Raw genomic sequence first — 20,205 nt, 5'->3', positions numbered from 1 at the left:
CCGTGGTCGCTACGCGGTTGTCGACGAAGGAGTCGCTCCTCGGGCCGGTGCTCGAGCGGTTGTTCGGGCTGCCCCCGGGACGGCACGCGGCGGTCCGCCGCGACACCGGCGTCCGGGTGGCGATGCCCGACGGCATCCGGCTGGCCACCGACGTCTACGCGCCCGACCGTGCGGAGCCGCGGGGCCCGGTGGTGCTGGTCCGGACCCCGTACGACCGGACCGGGCCGTTCTCGGCCGCCTACGGGATCCTGCTCGCCCGCCGCGGCCTGCGGGTCGTCGTCCAGGACGTCCGCGGCACCTTCGGGTCCGAGGGCGTCTTCGAGCCGTTCCACCACGAGAGCGCCGACGGGCTGGCCACCCTCACCTGGATCCGCGACCAGCCCTGGTGCGACGGCCGGGTGGCCACTGCGGGCGCCAGCTACGTGGGGCACACCCAGTGGGCGATCGGGCCGTACGCCGAGCCGCGGCTGTCGGCGATGGCGCTGGCCATCACCACCAGCGACTTCGGTCCCAGCTTCTATCCCGGTGGCTCGATGTCGCTGTGGAGCATGCTCAGCTGGAGCGCGCTGATCGCCACCCAGGAGGACGAGCTCGACCCGATCGCGCGGCACCGGCTCGAGGGCCGGATCCGGGCGGCGATGGCGACCGTCCCGGTGATCGACGCCGACCTGGCCGCGGTCGGCCGCCGGGTGACGTTCCTCGGCGAGGTGGCCTCGCACGCCGAGCCGGGCGACCCGTTCTGGCGGGCCGACGCCCACGACGGCGACCTGCCCGGCCTGGACACCCCGGTGAGCATGATCACCGGCTGGCACGACCTGTTCGCCGACCTGCAGCTGCGCGACTTCACCCGGCTCCAGGACGCGGGCGCGGACGTCCGGCTGACCGTCGGGCCGTGGTACCACGGGCAGCTCTCCTCGGTGCCGTCGCTGTTCCGCGACCAGGTCGAGTTCCTGGCCGGTCACCTGCTCGACGACGCCGCCGCGCTGCAGCGCCCGCGGGTCCGGCTCTACCTGCAGGGCGCCCGGCAGTGGCTGACCGCCGAGCGGTGGCCGCTGCCGACCACCGAGCAGACCTGGTCGCTGGGTGCCGACGGGCGGGTGGGGCCGGGGGAGCCGGTCGCCGGGGCCCGCGCCTTCCGCTACGACCCGGCCGACCCGACGCCGACCGTCGGCGGTCCGATCCTCGGCAAGCAGGCCGGCTCCCGCGACAACCGGGCGGTCGAGGGCCGCGACGACGTCCTCACCTGGACCAGCGACGTGCTCGACCGCGACCTCGACGTGATCGGCGAGATCACCGCCGAGCTGGCCGTCCGCACCGAGCACCCCGACGCGGACGTCTTCGTCCGGGTCTGCGACGTCGACCCGCGCGGCTGCTCCACCAACGTCACCGACCGGCTGCGCCGGCTGCGGCTGGCCGATCCCGCACCGGTCGACGACCTCGGCACCCGGCCGGTCAGCTTCCCGCTCTGGCCGACCGCCTACCGGTTCCGCGCCGGCCACCGGATCCGCGTCCAGGTCAGTGGCGGCGCGCTGCCCAACTACGTCCGCAACCACCAGACCGGCGAACCGATCGCCACCGCCGTCCGCACCGTGGCCGGACGCACCCAGGTGCTGCACGGCGGCGACCGGCCGACCCGGCTGCTGCTGCCGGTCTTCGGCGCCCGCTGACCCAGCTCACCGACCGCCCAGCTCACCGACCGCCCAGCTCACCGACCGCCCAGCCCGCGGGCAGCGCCCGCGCACTCCGACCGTCCAGGAGAGGATCCCGCCCGTGTCCGAGACCCCGAACCAGGCAGCACCGCACCCGCAGGCCACCGCCGATGCCCGGGTGGTGCTGCGCGACCCCGGGTCGGGCGGCGACGTCGCCGTCCTCGTCGACCTGTCCGGCGGGCATCTGCCGGTGATCGTCCACTGGGGCGCCGACCCGGGCGTGACCGACGCCGACGGGTTCGCCGCGCTGGTCGCCGCCGGAGCCGCCACCGGCGTGCCCAGCGGAGTCGACGACGCCGGGTGGCTGGCCGTGTTGCCCGAGCACCGCACCGGCTGGACCGGGCGTCCGGGCCTGAGCGGGTCGCGGGCCGGCCGCGGCTGGTCGCCCGCCTTCGTCACCACTGCGGCCACCCTCGACGACGCCCGCCTCGAACCGGGGAGCTTCGCCACCGGCAGCCGGCTGGCGGTCGAGGCCGCCGATCCCGAGGCCGAGCTGGCCCTCCGGGTCGAGCTCGAGGTCGGTGCCGGCGGAGTCCTCCGGGCGCGGGCCGAGGTCACCAACACCGGCGCGGACGTCTACCAGCTCGACGACCTGGTGCTGGCCTTCCCGGTGCCGTCCTGGGCCCGGGAGATCCTCGACTTCGCCGGCCGCTGGGCCAAGGAGCGCACGCCGCAGCGCCGCGAGCTGGTGGTCGGCACGCACCTGCGCGAGGGCCGGCGGGGCCGGACCGGCGCGGACGCGGCCACCGTGCTGCACGTCGGCGTCCCCGGCTTCGGGTTCGAGCACGGCGAGGTCTGGGGCGTCCACACCGGGTGGAGCGGCAACCACACCCACTACGCCGAGCGGGTGGCCACCGGCGAGCAGCTGATCGGCGGCGGTGAGCTGCTGCTGCCGGGCGAGGTCCGGCTCGCCGAGGGCGAGAGCTACCGCAGCCCCTGGGTCTACGGCAGCTACGGCGTCGGGCTGGACGCGGTGGCGCGGCGGTTCCACCGCTGGCTGCGGGACCGGCCCCAGCACGTCGACACCCGTCGCCCGGTCACCCTCAACGTCTGGGAGGCGGTCTACTTCGACCACCGGCTGGACCGGCTGGTCGCGCTGGCCGAGCAGGCCGCGGCCCTCGGCGTCGAGCGGTACGTGCTCGACGACGGCTGGTTCGGCTCGCGCCGCGACGACCACTCCGGGCTGGGCGACTGGCAGGTCTCGGCCGACGTCTGGCCCGACGGGCTGAGCCCGCTGACCGACAAGGTCACCGAGCTGGGGATGCAGTTCGGCTTGTGGTTCGAGCCCGAGATGATCAACCCCGACTCCGACGTCGCCCGCGCGCACCCCGAGTGGGTGATGGCCACCGGCGGTCGCTGGCCGGTCGAGGCCCGCCACCAGCAGGTGATCAACCTCGGCATCCCCGAGTGCTACGCCTACGTCCGGGACGCGATGGACACATTGCTCACCGAGTACCCGATCAGCTACATCAAGTGGGACCACAACCGCGACCTGATCGACGCCGGCACCCAGCCCGGCGGGGAGCCCGGGGTGCACGCCCAGACGCTGGCGGCCTACCGACTGATGGCCGAGCTCAAGGAACGCCACCCCGGCCTGGAGATCGAGTCCTGCAGCTCGGGCGGCGCCCGGGTCGACCTCGGTGTCCTCGAGCACACCGACCGGGTCTGGACCTCGGACTGCATCGACCCGCTCGACCGGCAGCAGATGAACCGCTGGACCACCCAGCTGATCCCGCCGGAGCTGATGGGCAGCCACATCGCCTCCGGTCGGTCGCACACGACCGGTCGTCGGCACGACCTGGCCTTCCGGGCGGCCACCGCCGTGTTCGGCCACCTCGGCATCGAGTGGGACCTGACCGAGGCCACCGACGAGGAGCGGACCGAGCTGGCCGCCTGGATCGCCTTCTACAAGGAGAACCGCGACCTGCTGCTCGGCGGCGACCTGGTCCGGGTCGACCACCCCGACGAGACGCTGTGGACCTCGGGGGTGGTCGCCCGCGACCGGAGCCGGGCGGTCTTCACCTTCGCTGCGGTCGGACGCTCGGAGGTCAGCAGCATCGGCACGGTGCGGCTGCCGGGTCTCGACCCGGAGCGGGCCTACCGGGCGCTCCCGGTCCGGATCGGCGAGCGGGTCGTCGGGCTGCGTCCGACCGGCTGGTGGCAGAGCGGCGAGCTGGTGGTCACCGGAGCGACGCTGGCCGCACAGGGTCTCCGTCCGCCGGGGCTCGCCCCGGAGCAGGCGGTGCTGATCAAGCTCGAGGCGGTCTGACCCTCCCTGGGGTCGCCCGCGGCTCGGTCAGCCGGACGCGGCCGCCGGGCGCGCGGTCAGCCGCCGGTGCGCGGCGGCCAGGGCCTCGGTCCGCGCGCCGACCAGCGGTGCGTGCTCGGTGATCATCGCGGCGCGCAGGGCGACCGGGACCGGCGCCGCGGCGGCGACCGGTCCGGCCAGCCGGTCGGCCAGGTCGGCGTCGGCGCTCCAGTGGTCGGCGATCACCACCGCCTCGGGGTCGACCAGCGCCGCGATGGTGGCGATCGCCCCGGCCACCGCGGCCAGCACCCGGTCGGCCGCGGCGTCGCGCCGGCCGAGCAGCGCGGCCATCGCCTCGACGTCGATCGCCCACGACCCCTCGCGGAGCAGGCCGTGGTCGCCCAGCGACTCGAGCAGCCGTCGGCCGCGCCCGTCCGGCCCGGTGGTGATCACGTAGGCCAGCTCGCCGGCCAGCCCGCGGTGCCCGCGGACCAGTCCGCCGCCGAGCACCAGCCCGAGCCCGAGCCCGGGACCGAGGAAGCAGTAGACGACGTCCTCGAGGTCGGTGGCCGCACCCGCCCGGTGCTCGGCGAGCGCGGCCCAGTTGACGTCGTTGTCGACCTGGACCGGCACCCCGAGCCGGTCGTCGAGCAGCTCGGCGGGCACCAGCTCGTCGAGCAGGAACGGCGAGTCGGGCAGCCGCACCAGGCGACCGGTCCGCCGGTCCACCGGGTTGGCCACGCTCACCGTGGCGGCCAGCACCGGCCCCGGCGCGCCGGTCAGCACGGCGTCGGCCTCGCTCACCAGCACCGGCCCGAGCCGGTCGGCGGTGGTCGGGGAGGGGACCGGGTGGTCGCGGGCCGCGAGCACGGTGCCGCGCAGGTCGAGCAGCTCGGTCCGGACCCCCTCGGGGCCGGCGTACTGGACGAAGGCCACGCCGACGCCGTCGGCCAGCCGGTAGAGGGTGCCGGCCGGACCACGGCGGCCGCGCCCGTCGGCCTCGCCGACCTCGGTGATCACGCCCGACTCGCCGAGCCGGCGGACCGCCTCGGAGATCGTCGGCTTGGAGATCCCGGTCCGGGCCGCGATGTCGGCGCGGGTGAGCGCGCCGGCCTCGAGCAGCTGGTCGAGCACGTGCGCGTCGGTCAGGTTGCGGAGCAGGCCGAGCGAGGGACGACGACGCTCGGCCGGGGTGGTCACCGCGCCATGATCGCACCGCGCCGGGCTCTTGACGCGGACCGCACCGCCGCTCTAACGTTCTTCTGTAAGGAGTCCTAACCAAAAGCTCGAGGAGACAGCCCGATGACGACGACGTCCGACCAGCCGGTGATCAGCGACCTGAGCGGTCTGCCGCACTGGGAGACCATCCCCGAGGACCTGCCCGGGGCGATCGCCGAGGTCAAGCGGGCCATCCGGGCGCGGATCGAGGCCTCCGGCCGGTCGGTGGCCGAGGTCGCCGCCGAGATCGAGGACTTCCTCCGCGGCGAGATCGCCGACATCGAGGCCACCCGGACGCGGGGTGAGGACGTCTGGCCGGTCATCGAGTACGCCGACATCGAGGCGGGGACGGTCAGCGAGCAGCAGCTGGCGGCGCTGGCCCGCCGCGGCTGCGCGGTGATCCGCGGGCACTTCCCGCGCGAGCAGGCCGAGGCCTGGGACCGGGCCGCCGTCGACTACGTCGACTCCAACCGGTTCTTCGAGACCTACCGCGGGCCGGCCGACGACTTCTTCGCCAGCCTCGGCTCGGAGATGAGCAAGCCCGAGATCTACCCGATCTACTGGTCGCCCTCGCAGATGGAGGCCCGGCAGCACCCGCGGATGGCCACCGTGCAGTCGTTCCTCAACGCCCGCTGGACCCACGAGTCGGAGGGCCGGACCTGGTTCGACCCGGACCGCGACACCCTCTACCCGGACCGGCTGCGGCGCCGTCCGCCGGGCACCGACTCCGGCGGTCTCGGCACCCACCTCGACCCGGGCACGCTGGACCTCTGGATGACCGAGGGCTACCAGCAGCACTTCCGGCATCTGTGGGACGGTGACGTCGCCGCCTACGACCCGTGGGACGCCGCCTACCGCACCGAGGCCGCGCAGTACCCGGGCAGCACGATGTGCTCGGCGTTCCGGACCTTCCAGGGCTGGACCGCGCTGAGTGAGATGCGCAACGACCAGGGCGTGCTGCACACCGTGCCGATCCCCAAGGCGATGGCCTACCTGATGCTCCGGCCGCTGCTCGACGACGTCGAGGACACCGACATGTGCGGGGTGGCCATCAACCGGACCTTCCCGGTCAACAGCCGGTTCCACGAGCTGCTGCTGCCGGCGGTCTCCTCGATCCCCGACGTGGTGCCCGGCGACTCGGTCTGGTGGCACTGCGACATGATCCACTCGGTCGCGCCGGTCAAGGACCAGCAGGGCTGGGGCAACGTGATGTACATCCCGGCGGCGCCCTGGTGCGCCAAGAACGAGGCCTACGTCGCCACCGTCCGGGAGGCGTTCCGGGCCGGTCGCAGCCCGGCCGACTTCCCCGAGGAGGACTACGAAGCCGACTGGACCGGCCGGTTCACCGAGGCCGACCTCAACGACATCGGCCGCCGCGGACTCGGGATCGCCTGAGCCCTTCGGCAGTATCTGACCGCTCGCCGCGGTGGCGGGGCCCGGCGCCCGCGGGCGCCGGCCGCCGCGCGCGGTCGAGCGGTCAGATCCTGCCGTCGGCGTCGAGCGCCGCGTGGTCGACGACCGTGATCAGCGGACCGTAGAGGGCCATCGCGGTCAGCGCGCGGGCGTGGTCCTCGTCGGTGGCCCCCGCGCAGCCGTCGGCCACCACCGTCACCCGGGCGCCGGCGTCGGCCGCGGCCAGCGCCGTCGACAGCACGCAGCAGTCGGTCGACACCCCGGTGACCACCAGCTCGGGATCGGGCCCGACCAGCGCGGCCAGCTCGGCACCCCACTTGCCGAAGGTCGGGGCGGTGAGCACCCGCGGCCCGAGGGCGGCGACCTCGGGCACCAGGTCGTACTGCGGGTGGTCGGCCGGGGTGAGCGCGTCCGGCCAGTCGCGGTAGTAGTCGACCCAGGCCCCGGTGGGCTCGGCGGGCGCGACGAAGCGGGTGGCCAGCACCCGGCCCTCGAACCGCTCGGCCAGCGCCAGCGTCACCGGCAGCACCTCGGCGAACCGTGGGGTCGCCCAGTAGCTGTCCGGGTCGGCGAAGACGTGCTGCAGGTCGATCGCCACCAGCCAGCGGCTCACCGGGCCGGCACCGATTCCTGGGTGCGGACCGCGCGCCGCCCGAACAGCAGCACCCCGACGAAGCCGATCACCAGCGCCGCCAGCACCCCGAGGTTCGCCCCGGCCCAGGCACCCTTCCGCCCGCCCAGCGGGCCGAGCAGATAGCCCTGCCAGCCCAGCCAGGCGGCGTAGGTGTTGGTCACCAGACCCCAGCCGACCACCGAGCCGATGATCATCAGCAGCACCGACAGCCACCGGACGCCGCCGTAGCGGCCGCGGGCGTCGTAGAGCTCGGTGTCGGCGTAGTCGGTCCGGCGCAGCGCGAGGTCGGCCAGCATTACCCCGCACCAGGCGGCGATCGGCACCCCCAGCGTGATCAGGAAGCCCTGGAACGGCCCGATGAAGTCCGAGGCGAAGAAGACGATCCACACCGAGCCGACGATCATGATCACGCCGTCGACCCCGGCGGCCACGAACCGGGGGATCCGCAGCCCGGCGGTGAGCAGGGCCAGGCCGGAGGAGTAGATGTCGAGCACCGCGCCGCCGACCAGCCCGAGCACCGCGACGACCGCGAACGGCACCAGGAACCAGGTCGGCATGATCGTGGTCAGCGCACCGATCGGGTCGGCCGCAATCGCGTCCCGCAGCGGCTCCGACGAGCCGGCCAGCAGCACGCCGAAGGCGAGCAGCAGCACCGGGGCCAGGGCCGCGCCGAAGGTCGTCCAGCCGACCACGCCGGCGCTGCCCGCACTCCGCGGCAGGTAGCGGCTGTAGTCGGCGGCCGCGTTGACCCAGCCGAGCCCGAACCCGGTCATCATGAACACCAGGGCGCCGATCACCGCGGGCACCGAGCCGGAGGGGATCGCGGCCACCGCGCCGAGGTCGACCTTGCCGAGCGCGAGCACGGCGTAGACCACGGTCAGCACCGCGGTCACCACGGTGATCAGCACCTGCAACCGCATGATCAACCGGAAGCCGAACACCCCGCTGACCACGATCAGGGCGGCCACCACGACCAGCGCGACGATCTTGGTCACCGTCCCGCCGCCGGCGCCGAGCTCGGTGAACACCGTCGAGGTGGCCAGCACCGCCAGCGCGGTCAGCGCCGTCTCCCAGCCCACCGTGAGCAGCCAGGAGATCACCGAGGGCACCCGGTTGCCGTTCACCCCGAACGCCGCCCGGCTGAGCACCATGGTCGGTGCCGAGCCCCGCTTGCCGGCCAGCGAGACGAAGCCGCAGAGCAGGAACGAGATCGCGATGCCGATGATCCCGACCACGATCGCCTGGACGGCCGAGACGCCGAGATAGAGCACAAAGGCGCCGTAGCCGATGCCCAGCACCGACACGTTGGCGCCGAACCAGGGCCAGAACAGCCCGGACGGGCGGCCGTGCCGCTCGGACTCGGCGATGGTGTTGATCCCGTTGAGCTCGACCCCGGCCGGAGCCGTGGGGTTCGCCGTGGGGTCGACGGTGGGTGCGCTCATGGTCTTCCTTCCCGCGCGGGCCGGCCGGACGACACCATCCTGTCAGCGGCCGCGCGTGCTCGGGTTCAGACCCGCAGGGACGCCTGCAGGTCGGCGGGCAGCAGCCGGCCCGAGCGGATCAGCCGGTCGGCCACCACCACGGTGATGGTCTGGGCGGCGAGCAGCCCGACCAGCACCAGCAGCTGGGCCGCCCCGGCCTGCAACGGGCTGCCGCCACCGAGCAGCACGCCGACGAACGCGCCCGGCAGCGTGACCAGTCCGACGGTCCGGGTCTGGTCCATGCCGGGCACCAGCGCCTCGGGCAGGTGCCGCTCGATCACCTCGCCGATCGCCTCGGCGCGGGTCAGTCCCAGACTCAGCGCGGCCTCGTAGCTGCCGTGCTCGTCGCGGAGCGCGGCGAACGTCCGCCGGCCGGTCAGGCTGTGCGCGGTCATCGTGTTGCCGATCACGATCCCGGCGATCGGCACCAGCGAGGCCCCGGTCCACGGCACCGCACCGGAGACGAAGATCACCGTGAGGGTCGGCACCAGTCCGCAGGCCATCGCCAGCGCCGCCCACGGCCAGGCCCTCGGCGCCCCGATCCGCCGGGTGGTGGTGAACACGGCGACGCCGAACATCACCAGCGCGAACAGCGCCGACCAGGCGACGTGGCTGAGCACCGCGGTGATGACCAGCGACACCAGCGCGAGCTGGAGCAGGGCCCGACCGGCGGCGGTCGCGATCTTGGTCTGCTGGTGCAGCCGACCGACGAACGAGGCCGCCACGGCGAGCACCAGCAGCACCACCAGCGCGAGCGCCAGCGGCAGCCCCGGTTGGGTGGGCACCGGACTCCTGCTTCAGGAAGCGGACGGGGGCGGCGGGAGCGCGGTCAGGACCGCGGGGTGGCGCCCGGCGGCGGCAGCGCGCAGGCCGGCGTCCCGCCGGGCAGGTGGGACCGGTTCGCCGCGACCAGCCGGTAGACCCCGGCCGCGATCGTCCGCACCACCGGCAGGGTGATGAACTCACCGAGCAGCGAGTAGGGCAGACCGCGGAAGATCAGCCACTGCGCGAACGCCTGCGCGCCGCCGTGCAGCTGGCCGCGGTGGTCGACGAACAGCACCTCGCGGCGGGCGCGCCGCTCGTCGGTCCCGATCGCCGCCAGGTCGGTGTACTGCCAGGGCACCGTCTCGGCGTTCAGGCCGTCGGGCCGGTGCAGCCGCTCCTCCATCCAGGTGGTCACGGAGGTGCAGAACGCGCAGTCGCCGTCGAAGATCAGGCGGGGAATCTGGGGTGCGGGCTGGTCCACGGATCCACCCTAGTGCGGGGTCGTCCCGGCCCGACCGGGGTCACCGGTCCAGGTGGCCGTCGGCCTCGGCCTCGCGCAGCGCCTGGTAGACGTTGCCGACATTGCGCCCGAGCTCGGCGTAGCGCTGCGCGATCCGGTTGAAGTAGGTGTTCACCGTGGTCACCTCGACCGGCGGCTGCATCCAGCGGCCGAGCTGCTTCTTCGGGATCCCGGTGGCCAGCAGCCGCAGGGCCTCCAGCTCCCGCGGAGCCAGTCGCGCGCACAACGTCTCGTCGGTGGCCAGCACGTGGGCCAGCTCGCTGGAGACGGCGAAGTCGCCGGCCCGGGCGTCGAGCACGGTGTCGATCAGGGTGTCGGCCGGGTCGGATTTCAGCGCCACCCCGCGGGCCCCGGCCCGGATCCCGCGGCGGATCGGCACCGGCCGGACGTCGGAGGTGTAGAGGACGACGACCAGGTCGCGCTCGACGAGGCGCCGGACCGAGTCGGCCACGTCCGTCCCGTCGGCCAGGTTGACGTCGAGCAGCACGACGTCGGGCACCGCCGGGTCGGCCAGCAGCTCGTCGACCGAGCCGGCCGGGATGAACTCGGCGATGACTCCCGGGTTGGCCCGGGCGATCGCGCCGACCCCCACCAGGACGACGTCGTGGTCGTCGACGACCCCCAGCCGGACCCTGTCCCCCGCGGACCTGCTCATCCGGTCATCGTGGCAGCCCCGACCGCGGTGCGCAGTCCTTCCGCAGAGGGACAGTGCTCACGGCGGGAGCAGTCGGTGAGGCAGGTCGGGGCCCCGGTGAAGGCCCTGGTCAGGCGATCCGCCAACGGGCCCGGACGTGGCCCTCCGCGGCGTCCACCCGGCCGCCGAGCCGGGCCAGCGCGTCGGCGGTCGCGGCCACCACGGCCGCCGGCAGCTCGGAGACGAACGCGGTCAGCTCGACCCGGGCGTCGTCGTGCAGTGCGGAGATGGTGACCGCGCCCGCGGTGCCGAGGGCGGCGAGTCGTTCGAGCACCGCGGTCAGCACGTCGCGCGAGTCGGCGAGCTGGTCGGGCTCGGCCAGCAGCCGGATCCGCCACCCCTGCTCGCGACAGGTCCGGATGTCGCGGCGCAGGGTCTCGTAGCGGTCGCCGGGGAGCACCAGGTCGTCGCGGACTGAGGCCTCGAGCACCGCGGCCCGGTCCCGGACCGCCGGGTCCGCCGGGTCGAGGACGCCGGTGGCCACCCCGTCGAGCAGCCCGGTGACCGGACCGTGCAGCCGGCCGATCCGCTCGGCCAGCACCCGGGTACGGACGCCGAGCGCGACCCGGTGCTGCTCGAGCCGGCGCAGCTGCTCGGCGGTCGAGACCATCCGCGCCCCCAGCCGGTCGATGGTGATCCGCAGCACGAGCCCGCCGAGCAGCGGCACCACCGGGGCGAGCCAGGTCGGCGCCAGCGTCAGGGTCGCCGCGGCGCTGCCGTCGGCCATCCGGACCGTCATCGCCACCACCGAGGCGATCAGCAGCAGCGAGGCGACCAGACCCTCGCGGTAGGGCCGGAGGAAGACGATCAGCACCACCACCGCCGAGGCCGGACCGGCCAGCGCGAAGGTGTAGCCGTTGGTGGTGCCCGGGGCGATGCTCAGCCCGTTGACCAGCACCGCGCCGACGCCGACGGCGAGCGCGCTCACGGCGAGCAGCCGGTTCATCCCGTACCGCCGCAGCGGGACGACCGCGAGCGCGGTGAAGACGAGCGCGGCGAAGGCGGCGATCGGCCCGCCGGGCGGCCAGGCCAGCTCGGGAGCGGTGTAGACGGCCATCCACACCCCGGCCAGCAGGTTGGGGCTGAAGGCCAGGCAGAAGGTCGACCGGGCGCCGACCACCGTCGCGTCCACCGCCTCGCGGGTGCGCCGGGTCGCGCCGGTGTCCTGCCAGCCGACCGTGACCCGGGTGCCCCGGCCGGGCGCGCTCTCGATCGAGGACCAGCCGCCCACCTCCTCCATCCGCCGGCGGATCGAGCCGTCGACCCCGAGGCTGCGCGGGTGCGCCGCGGCGTCGGGGTCGAATCCGGCGCCGTCGTCGGTGACGTCCACCCGGACGCCGTGCTCGAGCGCGGTGACCGTGAGGGCGGCGGTCCCGGTGTCGGCGTGCCGGTCGACGTTGCGCAACGCCTCGGTCGCCGCGGCCGCGAGAGCCGCGACGACGTCGGGCGGCAGGGCCGGCAGGTCGAGATCACCGTCGAGCCGGACGTCGGCCAGCGCGGTGCTGGCCACCGCCCGCAGCCGCGTCCCCAACGACGTCTCCGGCTCCGGTGTCGCCCCGGGTGCCGGGCCGATCGCGGCCACCGCCTCCGCGCAGGCCCGGCGGGCCGCCTCGGCCGGGACCACGCCCGGCCCGGCGGCGACGGCCCGCAGCCCGTGCACGACGTGGTCGTGGATGATCCGCTCGCTCTCGCGTTCCTGCCGGCTGCGGACGTCGGCCTCGAGCTCGGCGCGCTCCGCGGCGCGGGCGGCGGCGTTGAGGGCGTCGGCCTGGCGGGCGAACCCGCGCAGCCCGTCGAGGATCAGCACGATGGTGGCCAGCACCGCACCGGTCACCACCACCGGCACCGACAGCCCGGCCGGTCCGCCGACGTGGTCGCTGCGGACCAGCCGGGGGACCACGTAGGCCGCCCCGATCAGCAGCACCGGCCACCACCGCCGGCGGGCGGGCAGCGAGACCAGGGCGAAGGCCAGCAGGTGGGTGACCAGGTTGACCGACCAGTTGTCGCGCAACCCGACCGGGACCTGGACGAGCAGCACCAGCACGGTCAGCGCGGTGAACCAGCGTGCGGCCCGGGGTCCCTCGCGTCCGGCCCCGATGGTCACCGCGGCGGCCGCGGTCAGCAGCACCAGGGCGACGTCGGCCGCGAGCCCGGCCGCCCCGTCGCTGCGCTCGGGACCCAGCGAGGCGACCGAACTGACCAGGTTGGCCGCGAAGGACAGCAGGAACAGCCGCCGCAGGCCGCGGTCGACGCTCTCCTCCCAGCTGGCCGGCGGCCCACCGGAACCGGTGGCCCCGATCGCCGACAGCCCGCGCAGCACCGCGGCGGCCGTCCGCCGTGGTCCGGGCCCCCTGGTCACGGCCACATGGTGGCACCAACGGGCCAGGTCACCGGCGGATTCGGCCGGACGGACCCGGACCCGGGCCCGGAGCGCCGACTAGACTCCCGCGGGTGGCCGGCCGGATCAACGACGAGGATCTCGCCGCCGTCCGTGACCGGGCCCGGATCGAGGACGTCGTCGGGTCCTACGTCGCCCTGAGGAGCGCCGGTGGCGGCTCGCTCAAGGGCCTGTGTCCCTTCCACGACGAGAAGAGCCCGAGCTTCCACGTCACCCCCTCCCGCGGCTTCTGGTACTGCTTCGGCGCCTGCGGCGAGGGCGGCGACGCGATCGGGTTCATGCAGAAGATCGAGAACCTGTCGTTCTCCGAGGCGGTGCAGCGGCTGGCCGACCGGGTCGGCATCCAGCTGCGGTTCACCGAGGACAGCGGGCCACGGGTCGAGCCGGGGCTGCGGATGCGGTTGCTCGAGGCGCACCGCGAGGCCGCCGAGTTCTACGCCGACCAGCTGTCCCGCCCCGACGCGCTGGCGGCCCGGCAGTTCCTGGCCCAGCGCGGTTTCGACCGGGCCGCGGCCGAGCGGTTCGGGGTCGGGTTCGCCCCCCGCGAGGGCCGCGCCCTGACCCAGCATCTCAAGGCCCGGGGCTACAGCGAGGCCGACTTGATCACCGGCGGGCTGACCCGCAAGGGCGGCTGGGACTTCTTCACCGGCCGGGTGCTCTGGCCGATCCGCGACAGCGGGAAGTCGACGGTCGGGTTCGGCGCCCGCCGGATCTTCGACGACGACCGGCTGCCGGCGAAGTACATCAACACCCCCGAGACCCCGCTCTACAAGAAGTCGCAGGTGCTCTACGGGCTCGACCTGGCCCGGCTGCCGATCGGCAAGAAGAGCCAGGCGGTGATCGTCGAGGGCTACACCGACGTGATGGCCGCGCACCTGTCCGGCGTCGACACCGCGGTGGCCAGCTGCGGGACGGCGTTCGGTGACGAGCACGCCCGGCTGCTCCGCCGGCTGATGGGCAACCACGACGCCTTCCACGGCGAGGTGATCTTCACCTTCGACGGCGACGACGCCGGCCAGGCCGCCGCGCTCAAGGTGTTCCGGAACGACGAGAGCTTCATCGCCCAGACCTACGTCGCGGTCGACCCGCACGGGCTCGACCCGTGCGACCTGCGGCTGCAGCACGGCGAGGCGGCGGTCCGCGAGCTGGTCGGCCGGCGGATCCCGCTCTACCGGTTCGTGATGTCGAACGTGCTCAGCCGCTACGACCTCGACCGGGCCGACGGGCGGCTCGGCGCGCTGCGCGAGGCCGCCCCGCTGGTGGCCAGCGTCCGCGACGCGGGCATGGTCGGCGGGTACGCCCGCGAGCTCGCCGGGATGCTCGGGATGGACGCCGAGGAGGTCCGGGCCGAGGTCAACCGGGCCGCGGCGCGGGCCTCGAAGCGGACCGCCGACGAGGAGCCCGAGCCCACGCGCGCCGACCCGGCGGGGGAGCCGACCGGTCCGGCCACCCGGACCGCGGACGTGCTGCCCGACCCGCACGACCGGCGGCTGAGCACCGAGCGCGAGACGGCGAAGCTGTTGGTGCAGGCGCCGCAGCTGTTCGACGACGACTTCGACGGGCTCACCGCCGAGGACTTCACCCACCCCGCCTACGCCGCGGTGCTCCGGCACGCCCGCCGCGCGGCCGCCGACGGCGGGGTGTCGGCGTCTTCGGACTGGCCGCGCCGGGTCGCCGCCGCCGAGGACAACCCGTGGGTCGAGTCGCTGGTGGTGGCGCTGGCCGTCGAGCCGCTGCTCAGCGTCGAGCCGGTCCGCCGCTACGTCACCGCGCACACCGCACGGCTCCGGCTGCTCACGGTGATGCGCCGGATCGCCGACGTGAAGTCGAAGCTGCAGCGGACCAACCCGGTCGAGGCCCAGGGCACCTACAACCAGATGTTCTCCGAGCTGGTCGTGCTTGAGGCCCGCCGGACCGACCTGCAGAACCTCAGCCTCGGCGCCGACGCCTGACCCAGGCTCACGTCGTCCGTCGCGGGTTGTCCACAGCCCACGGCAACGGACAACACCGGGACGCCGTCCCGCGTCCGAGGCTGACCAGGTGACCAGTGACCAGGCGACCCGCGACCGCACCCATCCCGACCTCCTCGACGCCGAGGAGGAGATCGAACTGTCCCGCCGGATCGAGACCGGGCTGGCCGCCCGCGCCGTGCTCGACGGGACCTGGACGCCCGCCGTCGTCTGCGACCCGGCCGAGCTCGCCGAGCTCGACCGGCTGGGTCGCGCCGCCGCGGCCCGCTACGTCGAGGCGAACCTCGCCCTCGTCGGTCTGGTGCTCCGCGAGCAGGGCCGGCGGGCCGGTGAGCCCGACCTGTTCCAGGAGGGGTGCCTGGGGCTGATCGAGGCGGTCCGGCGCTTCGACCACCGGCGCGGCTGCCGGTTCGCCACCTACGCGCTGCACTGGGTGCGCGCGGCCGTCCGCGAGGCCGCCGGCCGCGCGCAGGCCGGCCCCGGGTTGTCCGGGCAGCAGGCGGCCGCCCTGCGCCGGGTCCGCGGTCTCGGCGCCCGGCTGGAGCAGGAGCTGGGCCGCAGTCCGAGCGTCGCCGAGCTCGCCGACCGCCTGGGCCGGAGCGTCGAGTGGACCCGCCGGGTGGTCGAGCACCGCGAGCCGGCACCGGTCGACCTGGGTGCCGTCCAGCTCGCAGACCGGCGCGCCGAGCGTGACCTCGAGGCGGCGTTGACCGGCACGATGCCCGGAGCCGAGCTGCTCGAGGCGCTGCCGCCGCTGGTCCGGGCGGTGCTGCGGCTGCGGTACGGGTTCGGGGTCGACGGCGCGGCCCACCCCGCGGGCCGGACCGCCGAGCTGCTGGGGCTCGACAAGGCCCAGGTCCGGCGGCTCGAGCGCGAGGGTCTCGAGCTGCTCCGCGGGCTGTGCCCAGCACAGGCCCGCCTGCACCTGGCCGGCTGAGTCCGGGGCCGCGTCGGACGTCGGGCGGTCCGACGGGATCCGGGCCCGCCGTGGTCCGGGCCCGACCTTGCGGCCGGAACTCGGACCTTGCGTCCGCTGCAGCAGACGCAAGGTCTGCGTAACGGCCGCAGAGTGCGGTCCCCATCGGCGCGGAGCCGGTGGGCCGGTCCCGGACCGCGTGAGAAGGAGGAACGTCCACAGACCCGGGGTGACGGAGAATGGCGGGGTGATCCGACGTCTGGGCCGTCGCGGGCTGCCCGCGCCGACGCACGCCGCCTGGCGGGCCGCGGTGGTCGCCGCCGGCGAACCGGACGAGCCGGTGCTGGCCTGGGCGACCGTGTCCGGCGGGGGAGAGACCGCGGTGATCGGTACCCGCGGCCGGCTCTGGGTCCCCGACGGTGGCGGTTGGACGGCGGTCGGCTGGCACCGGATCGACCAGGGCAGCTGGAACGCCGAGCTGCGGCGGCTCAGCTGGAGGCTCGACGACCACACCCGCGGCCAGGTCGATTTGGTCGAGCCCGGACGGGTGCCCGACCTGTTCCGCGAGCGGATCGCCGCCGCGGTGGCCGTCGAGGAGACGGTGCGGGTCGGGGCCGGCCAGACCATCACGGTCAGCGGACGCCGCGACCTGTCGTACCCGACCCGACCGCTGCTCTGGCACACCACGCTCGGCCGGGGGGTCAGCTGGGCCCACGCCGGCGTGGCCGAGCAGGCCGACGCCACCCTCGAGCGGCTGCGCGCGGAGTACGGCCGGTGAGGGTGCGGTCCCGGGTGGTCCGGGCCGTGGCGGTGCTGGGCGCGCTGGTGGTCGCCGGTGGTGCCGCCGTCCTGCTCGTCGGGGGCCGGCATCAGGCCGCGGCCTGGGCGGCCTGGGAGCAGGCACGCCGGACCTACCCGCCGATCGACACCGCCGACGTCGAGCGTGCCTACCGGGTCTGGCTGACCCTCGAGGCCGCCGGGCTCGTCGTGCTGGCGGCCGGGCTCTACCTGCTGCTGGTCGGGCTGGTGCTGGCGTGCGGACGACGTCTCGGGCAGCGCCGGACCGCGGACCCGGCGCCCGCTGACGGTGCGATTCCGTCAGGAACCCGGTCGATCGCGACAAGGTGAGCAAAAGCCGCCCCACCAGGTCCGACGCGGGAGAAACTTCTCGCCGCGAGGGTTCCGGCCCTCGTTTGCGTACGTCCGAATCCGCCGGTGTTCGGGAGAAGCGGCGGCGCCCCGCGGTCGGCCTGTGGAGGGAGCGGTCGCGGGGCGTCGTCTTGGTCCGACCGCTGCTCGGGCGTCCTTCCGGCCGCAGATGAGAGCCGCTGATCAGGTTCTCGGCCAATTGCTACCCGAGCCGTCCGTGGCTGCCCCCGGCGCGTGCCACGCTCGTCGACGTGACCACGTCGCCGTCCCCCCGACCGGACGGTCCCACCCAGTCCGCCGCCTACCGCGCCTGGCTGGCCGGTCTGCCGTGGCCGGTGATGGCGGAGCGGTTGGCCGCCGGTGAGCCGCCCGCGGCGGTGGGTCGGGACTACGGCATCAGCGGCAAGACCGTCCAGCGGCACTTCGCGCAGACCGGCATCCCGCCCGAGCGCAACCACCAGCGGCACCTGCTGCCCATCGAGCCGGAGCGGATCCGGGCCGAGTACGCCGACGGGACCTCGGTGACCACGCTCGCCGTCCGCTACCACGCCAGCCTCTCGACGATCGGCGAGGCGCTCGGCTGGACCGGGCGCGGGCGCCGCCACGCCGGTTGACCCGGCTCAGAGGCTGACGACCCCGCGCACCCGGTGGCCCGTCGCGATCGACTCGCCGGACACCGCGGCGGTCCGCGGTGAGAGCAGGAACGTGATGAGGTCGGCGATCTGGTCCGGGCTCGACTGGCCGGGCGCACCCTGCTGGACCTCGCGGGCCGGCGTGGGGCTGACGGCGCCGGGACTCACCGTGTTGACCGTGACGCCGGAGCCGGCGACCGCGTCGGCCAGGTTCTTGGCGGCGATGATCAGGGCCGCGTTGCGGACCGAACCGGTGACGTTCCCGGTGAGGAAGGCGTTCTGCCCGCTGACCCCGACGATCCGGCCGTAGCCGGCCTCGACCATGGTGGGCAGCACGGCGTTCGCCACCCGCAGGAAGGCGACGGCCTTGGCGTCGACGGCCTCGATCACCTGCGCGGGGTCCGCCTGTCGGGCCGGGTCGAGGGTCTGGGCGGCCGGCGCGGCGGTGACCACCAGACCGTCCAGACGACCGTGCTCGGCGAGCACCGCCGAGACCGCGGAGGTGACCGAGGCGTCGTCGGTCGCGTCGAGCCGCAGGCCACGGGTCGCACTGCGCGATCCGACCACGACCGTCGCCCCCTCCTCCTCGAGGCGGGTGACCACGGCGGAGCCGATCAGCCCGTTGCCGCCGACGACGAGCACGACCCGACCGGTCAGTTGGAGATCCACGGCGTCACCCTACGGGCGCGCGTCGCCGTCCAGGACGGACGGTGGTGTGAGGTGCTCCCCCGGTTGGACTCGAACCAACAACCCTTCGATTAACAGTCGAATGCTCTGCCAATTGAGCTACAGGGGATCGCGGACCGTCCGGACCGAGGTCGGACCGGGCGCTGGCGCGGCTACGAACCATACCAGCCGGCCCGGTCCGCTCCGAATCCGCCGCGACGGACGTCGGCGGCCGGTCGGAGCGGCCTCCGGGCGGCTCGGGACTGCGGTTCAGCGGTTCTCGTGGCGGTCCTGCGGGTCGGCCTTGCCGAGGTCGGTGAGGAAGTCCTCGGCCCACCGGTCGATGTCGTGGTCGAACACCTGCTTGCGCAGCGCCTTCATCCGCCGGGCCCGCGCCCGCGGGTCGTCGGTGAGTGCGCGCACCATGGTGTCCTTGAGCCCGTTGATGTCGTAGGGGTTCACCATGTACGCCTGCCGCAGCTCCTTGGCCGCGCCGGTGAACTCGCTCAGCACCAGGGCGCCGGTGTCGTCCTGGCGGCAGGCCAGGTACTCCTTGGCCACCAGGTTCATCCCGTCGCGCAGCGGGGTGACGACCATGATGTCGGCGGCTCGGTAGAGCGCGGCCATCTCCTCGCGCGGGTAGGAGCTGTGCAGGTAGGTGATCGGTGGGCGGCCGATCCGGCCGATCTCGCCGTTGATCCGCCCGACCAGCCGGTCGATGTCGTCGCGGAGCAGCCGGTAGGAGTCGACCCGCTCGCGCGACGGCGTGGCGACCTGGACGAAGACCGCCTCCTCCGGGTCGATCTGGCCGTCCTCGACCAGCTCGCCGAACGCCCGCAGCCGCTGGAAGATGCCCTTGGTGTAGTCGAGCCGGTCGATGCCGAGGAAGAGGTACTTCGGGTCGCCGAGGTCGTGCCGGATCTCCGCGGCCCGCTGGACGGTCTTCGGGTCGCGGGCCAGCTCGTTGAACTGGGCGGAGTTGATCGAGATCGGGTAGGCGCGGGCGGTGACGGTGCGCCCGTCGTCCATCTCGACCCGGTCGCGCTTGGGCACCAGGTAGGTGCGCTCGCGGACCAGCCGGAGGAAGTTCCGTGCCCCGCCGGGGATCTGGAAGCCGACCAGGTCGGCGCCGAGCAGTCCCTCGAGGATCTGGCGGCGCCACGGCAGCTGCTGGTACAGCTCGGTGGGCGGGAACGGGATGTGCAGGAAGAAGCCGATCCGGACGTCCGGCCGCTGGGCCCGGAGCATCTGCGGGACGAGCTGGAGCTGGTAGTCCTGCACCCAGACCGTGCCGCCGTGCTCGGCGACCCGGGCGGCCGCGTCGGCGAACCGCTGGTTGACCTCGACGTAGGCGTCCCACCACTCCCGGTGGAACTCCGGGTGGGCGACGCAGTCGTGGTAGAGCGGCCAGAGCGTCCCGTTGGAGAACCCCTCGTAGTACTCCTCGACTTCGGACGAGCTGAGCGGGATCGGCACCAGCTGGAGCCCGCCGTCCTCGAACGGGTCGAGCTTCTCGTCGGGCGCGCCGTGCCAGCCGATCCAGGCGCCGTCGTGGCTCCGCATCACCGGTTCGAGCGCGGTGACCAGGCCCCCGGGGGAGGTCCGCCAGTCGACGCTCCCGTCCGGGTGCTCGATCCGGTCGACCGGGAGCCGGTTGGCGACCACCACGAAGCTCGAGGTGGGCAGCTGCGGGTCGGTGGTCGTGGACGGCGTGCGCTCGGTGCGCTGGGCGGCCATGGCGGGCACCTCCTCGTCGGTGACCTCGACCCTACGGGACCACCTCCGGCCCAAG

General features: G+C 74.4%; 17 protein-coding genes and 1 tRNA gene. 8 read left to right on the top strand and 10 right to left on the bottom strand.

Translation table 11 applies throughout. The features are described 5' to 3' along the window. The first annotated feature begins 2 nt into the window (after positions 1-2). Positions 3-1,667, top strand: coding sequence for a CocE/NonD family hydrolase (locus FHX74_RS17130; RefSeq protein ID WP_220484140.1), 1,665 nt, complete (start codon positions 3-5; stop codon positions 1,665-1,667). Positions 1,668-1,770: 103 nt separating this feature from the next. Continuing rightward, the gene (locus FHX74_RS17125) at positions 1,771-3,978 is read left to right on the top strand and encodes an alpha-galactosidase (RefSeq protein WP_328823891.1); all 2,208 of its coding nucleotides are present in this window, start codon (positions 1,771-1,773) and stop codon (positions 3,976-3,978) included. 27 nt (positions 3,979-4,005) lie between these two features. On the opposite strand, the gene FHX74_RS17120 is transcribed toward FHX74_RS17125, so the two are convergent. Beyond that, the gene (locus FHX74_RS17120) at positions 4,006-5,157 is read right to left on the bottom strand and encodes an ROK family transcriptional regulator (RefSeq protein ID WP_182561427.1); all 1,152 of its coding nucleotides are present in this window, start codon (positions 5,155-5,157) and stop codon (positions 4,006-4,008) included. A 102-nt stretch (positions 5,158-5,259) separates the two neighbouring features. Here FHX74_RS17120 and FHX74_RS17115 point away from each other — a divergent pair, with 102 nt between their 5' ends. Further along, on the top strand, positions 5,260-6,570 hold the full coding sequence (locus FHX74_RS17115) for a DUF1479 domain-containing protein (RefSeq protein WP_182561426.1): 1,311 nt from the start codon (positions 5,260-5,262) through the stop codon (positions 6,568-6,570). 82 nt (positions 6,571-6,652) lie between these two features. Here the strand turns inward: FHX74_RS17115 and FHX74_RS17110 are convergent, their stop codons facing one another. The 6 genes from FHX74_RS17110 to FHX74_RS17085 form a co-directional block, all read right to left on the bottom strand. Beyond that, complete coding sequence (locus tag FHX74_RS17110; RefSeq protein ID WP_182561425.1) at positions 6,653-7,201, bottom strand: cysteine hydrolase family protein; 549 nt, start codon at positions 7,199-7,201, stop codon at positions 6,653-6,655. After that, positions 7,198-8,664 (bottom strand): purine-cytosine permease family protein, encoded by a 1,467-nt coding sequence (locus FHX74_RS17105; RefSeq protein WP_182561424.1) that lies wholly within the window; start codon positions 8,662-8,664, stop codon positions 7,198-7,200. The genes FHX74_RS17110 and FHX74_RS17105 overlap by 4 nt, the downstream gene beginning before the upstream one ends. Before the next feature lie 65 nt (positions 8,665-8,729). Then, positions 8,730-9,452: an ABC transporter permease gene (locus FHX74_RS17100; protein WP_220484175.1), complete on the bottom strand. Its 723-nt coding sequence runs from the start codon at positions 9,450-9,452 to the stop codon at positions 8,730-8,732. Positions 9,453-9,532: 80 nt separating this feature from the next. Continuing rightward, complete coding sequence (locus tag FHX74_RS17095; RefSeq protein ID WP_182561422.1) at positions 9,533-9,949, bottom strand: thiol-disulfide oxidoreductase DCC family protein; 417 nt, start codon at positions 9,947-9,949, stop codon at positions 9,533-9,535. A gap of 40 nt (positions 9,950-9,989) precedes the next feature. After that, on the bottom strand, positions 9,990-10,643 hold the full coding sequence (locus tag FHX74_RS17090) for a response regulator transcription factor (RefSeq protein ID WP_182561421.1): 654 nt from the start codon (positions 10,641-10,643) through the stop codon (positions 9,990-9,992). Positions 10,644-10,752: 109 nt separating this feature from the next. Next, on the bottom strand, positions 10,753-13,041 hold the full coding sequence (locus tag FHX74_RS17085) for a sensor histidine kinase (RefSeq protein WP_182561420.1): 2,289 nt from the start codon (positions 13,039-13,041) through the stop codon (positions 10,753-10,755). A gap of 92 nt (positions 13,042-13,133) precedes the next feature. On the opposite strand from FHX74_RS17085, the gene dnaG reads away from it, so the two are divergent. The 5 genes from dnaG to FHX74_RS17060 all read left to right on the top strand — a co-directional run bounded on the left by dnaG (position 13,134) and on the right by FHX74_RS17060 (position 17,729). Next, on the top strand, positions 13,134-15,032 hold the full coding sequence (gene dnaG / locus FHX74_RS17080) for a DNA primase (protein ID WP_182561419.1): 1,899 nt from the start codon (positions 13,134-13,136) through the stop codon (positions 15,030-15,032). A gap of 88 nt (positions 15,033-15,120) precedes the next feature. Further along, positions 15,121-15,987, top strand: coding sequence for a sigma-70 family RNA polymerase sigma factor (locus tag FHX74_RS17075; RefSeq protein ID WP_182561744.1), 867 nt, complete (start codon positions 15,121-15,123; stop codon positions 15,985-15,987). Between the two features lie 226 nt (positions 15,988-16,213). Then, positions 16,214-16,744, top strand: a complete 531-nt coding sequence (locus FHX74_RS17070) for a hypothetical protein (RefSeq protein WP_182561418.1) — start codon at positions 16,214-16,216, stop codon at positions 16,742-16,744. Beyond that, entirely contained in the window at positions 16,741-17,094 is a 354-nt protein-coding gene (locus FHX74_RS17065; protein ID WP_182561417.1) for a hypothetical protein, read from the top strand. The genes FHX74_RS17070 and FHX74_RS17065 overlap by 4 nt, the downstream gene beginning before the upstream one ends. Before the next feature lie 272 nt (positions 17,095-17,366). Beyond that, positions 17,367-17,729: a hypothetical protein gene (locus FHX74_RS17060; RefSeq protein WP_182561416.1), complete on the top strand. Its 363-nt coding sequence runs from the start codon at positions 17,367-17,369 to the stop codon at positions 17,727-17,729. Positions 17,730-17,735: 6 nt separating this feature from the next. On the opposite strand, the gene FHX74_RS17055 is transcribed toward FHX74_RS17060, so the two are convergent. The 3 genes from FHX74_RS17055 to FHX74_RS17045 form a co-directional block, all read right to left on the bottom strand. Further along, positions 17,736-18,416, bottom strand: coding sequence for an SDR family NAD(P)-dependent oxidoreductase (locus FHX74_RS17055; RefSeq protein WP_182561415.1), 681 nt, complete (start codon positions 18,414-18,416; stop codon positions 17,736-17,738). A 54-nt stretch (positions 18,417-18,470) separates the two neighbouring features. Beyond that, positions 18,471-18,543: transfer RNA gene (locus FHX74_RS17050), tRNA-Asn, on the bottom strand. A gap of 140 nt (positions 18,544-18,683) precedes the next feature. Continuing rightward, positions 18,684-20,150 (bottom strand): alpha,alpha-trehalose-phosphate synthase (UDP-forming), encoded by a 1,467-nt coding sequence (locus FHX74_RS17045; RefSeq protein WP_182561414.1) that lies wholly within the window; start codon positions 20,148-20,150, stop codon positions 18,684-18,686. Positions 20,151-20,205: the final 55 nt, after the last annotated feature.

The sequence above is a fragment of the Microlunatus kandeliicorticis genome (assembly GCF_014137855.1).
GTDB lineage: Bacteria > Actinomycetota > Actinomycetes > Propionibacteriales > Propionibacteriaceae > Microlunatus > Microlunatus kandeliicorticis.
This window is presented reverse-complemented; position numbering and strand designations above follow the sequence as displayed.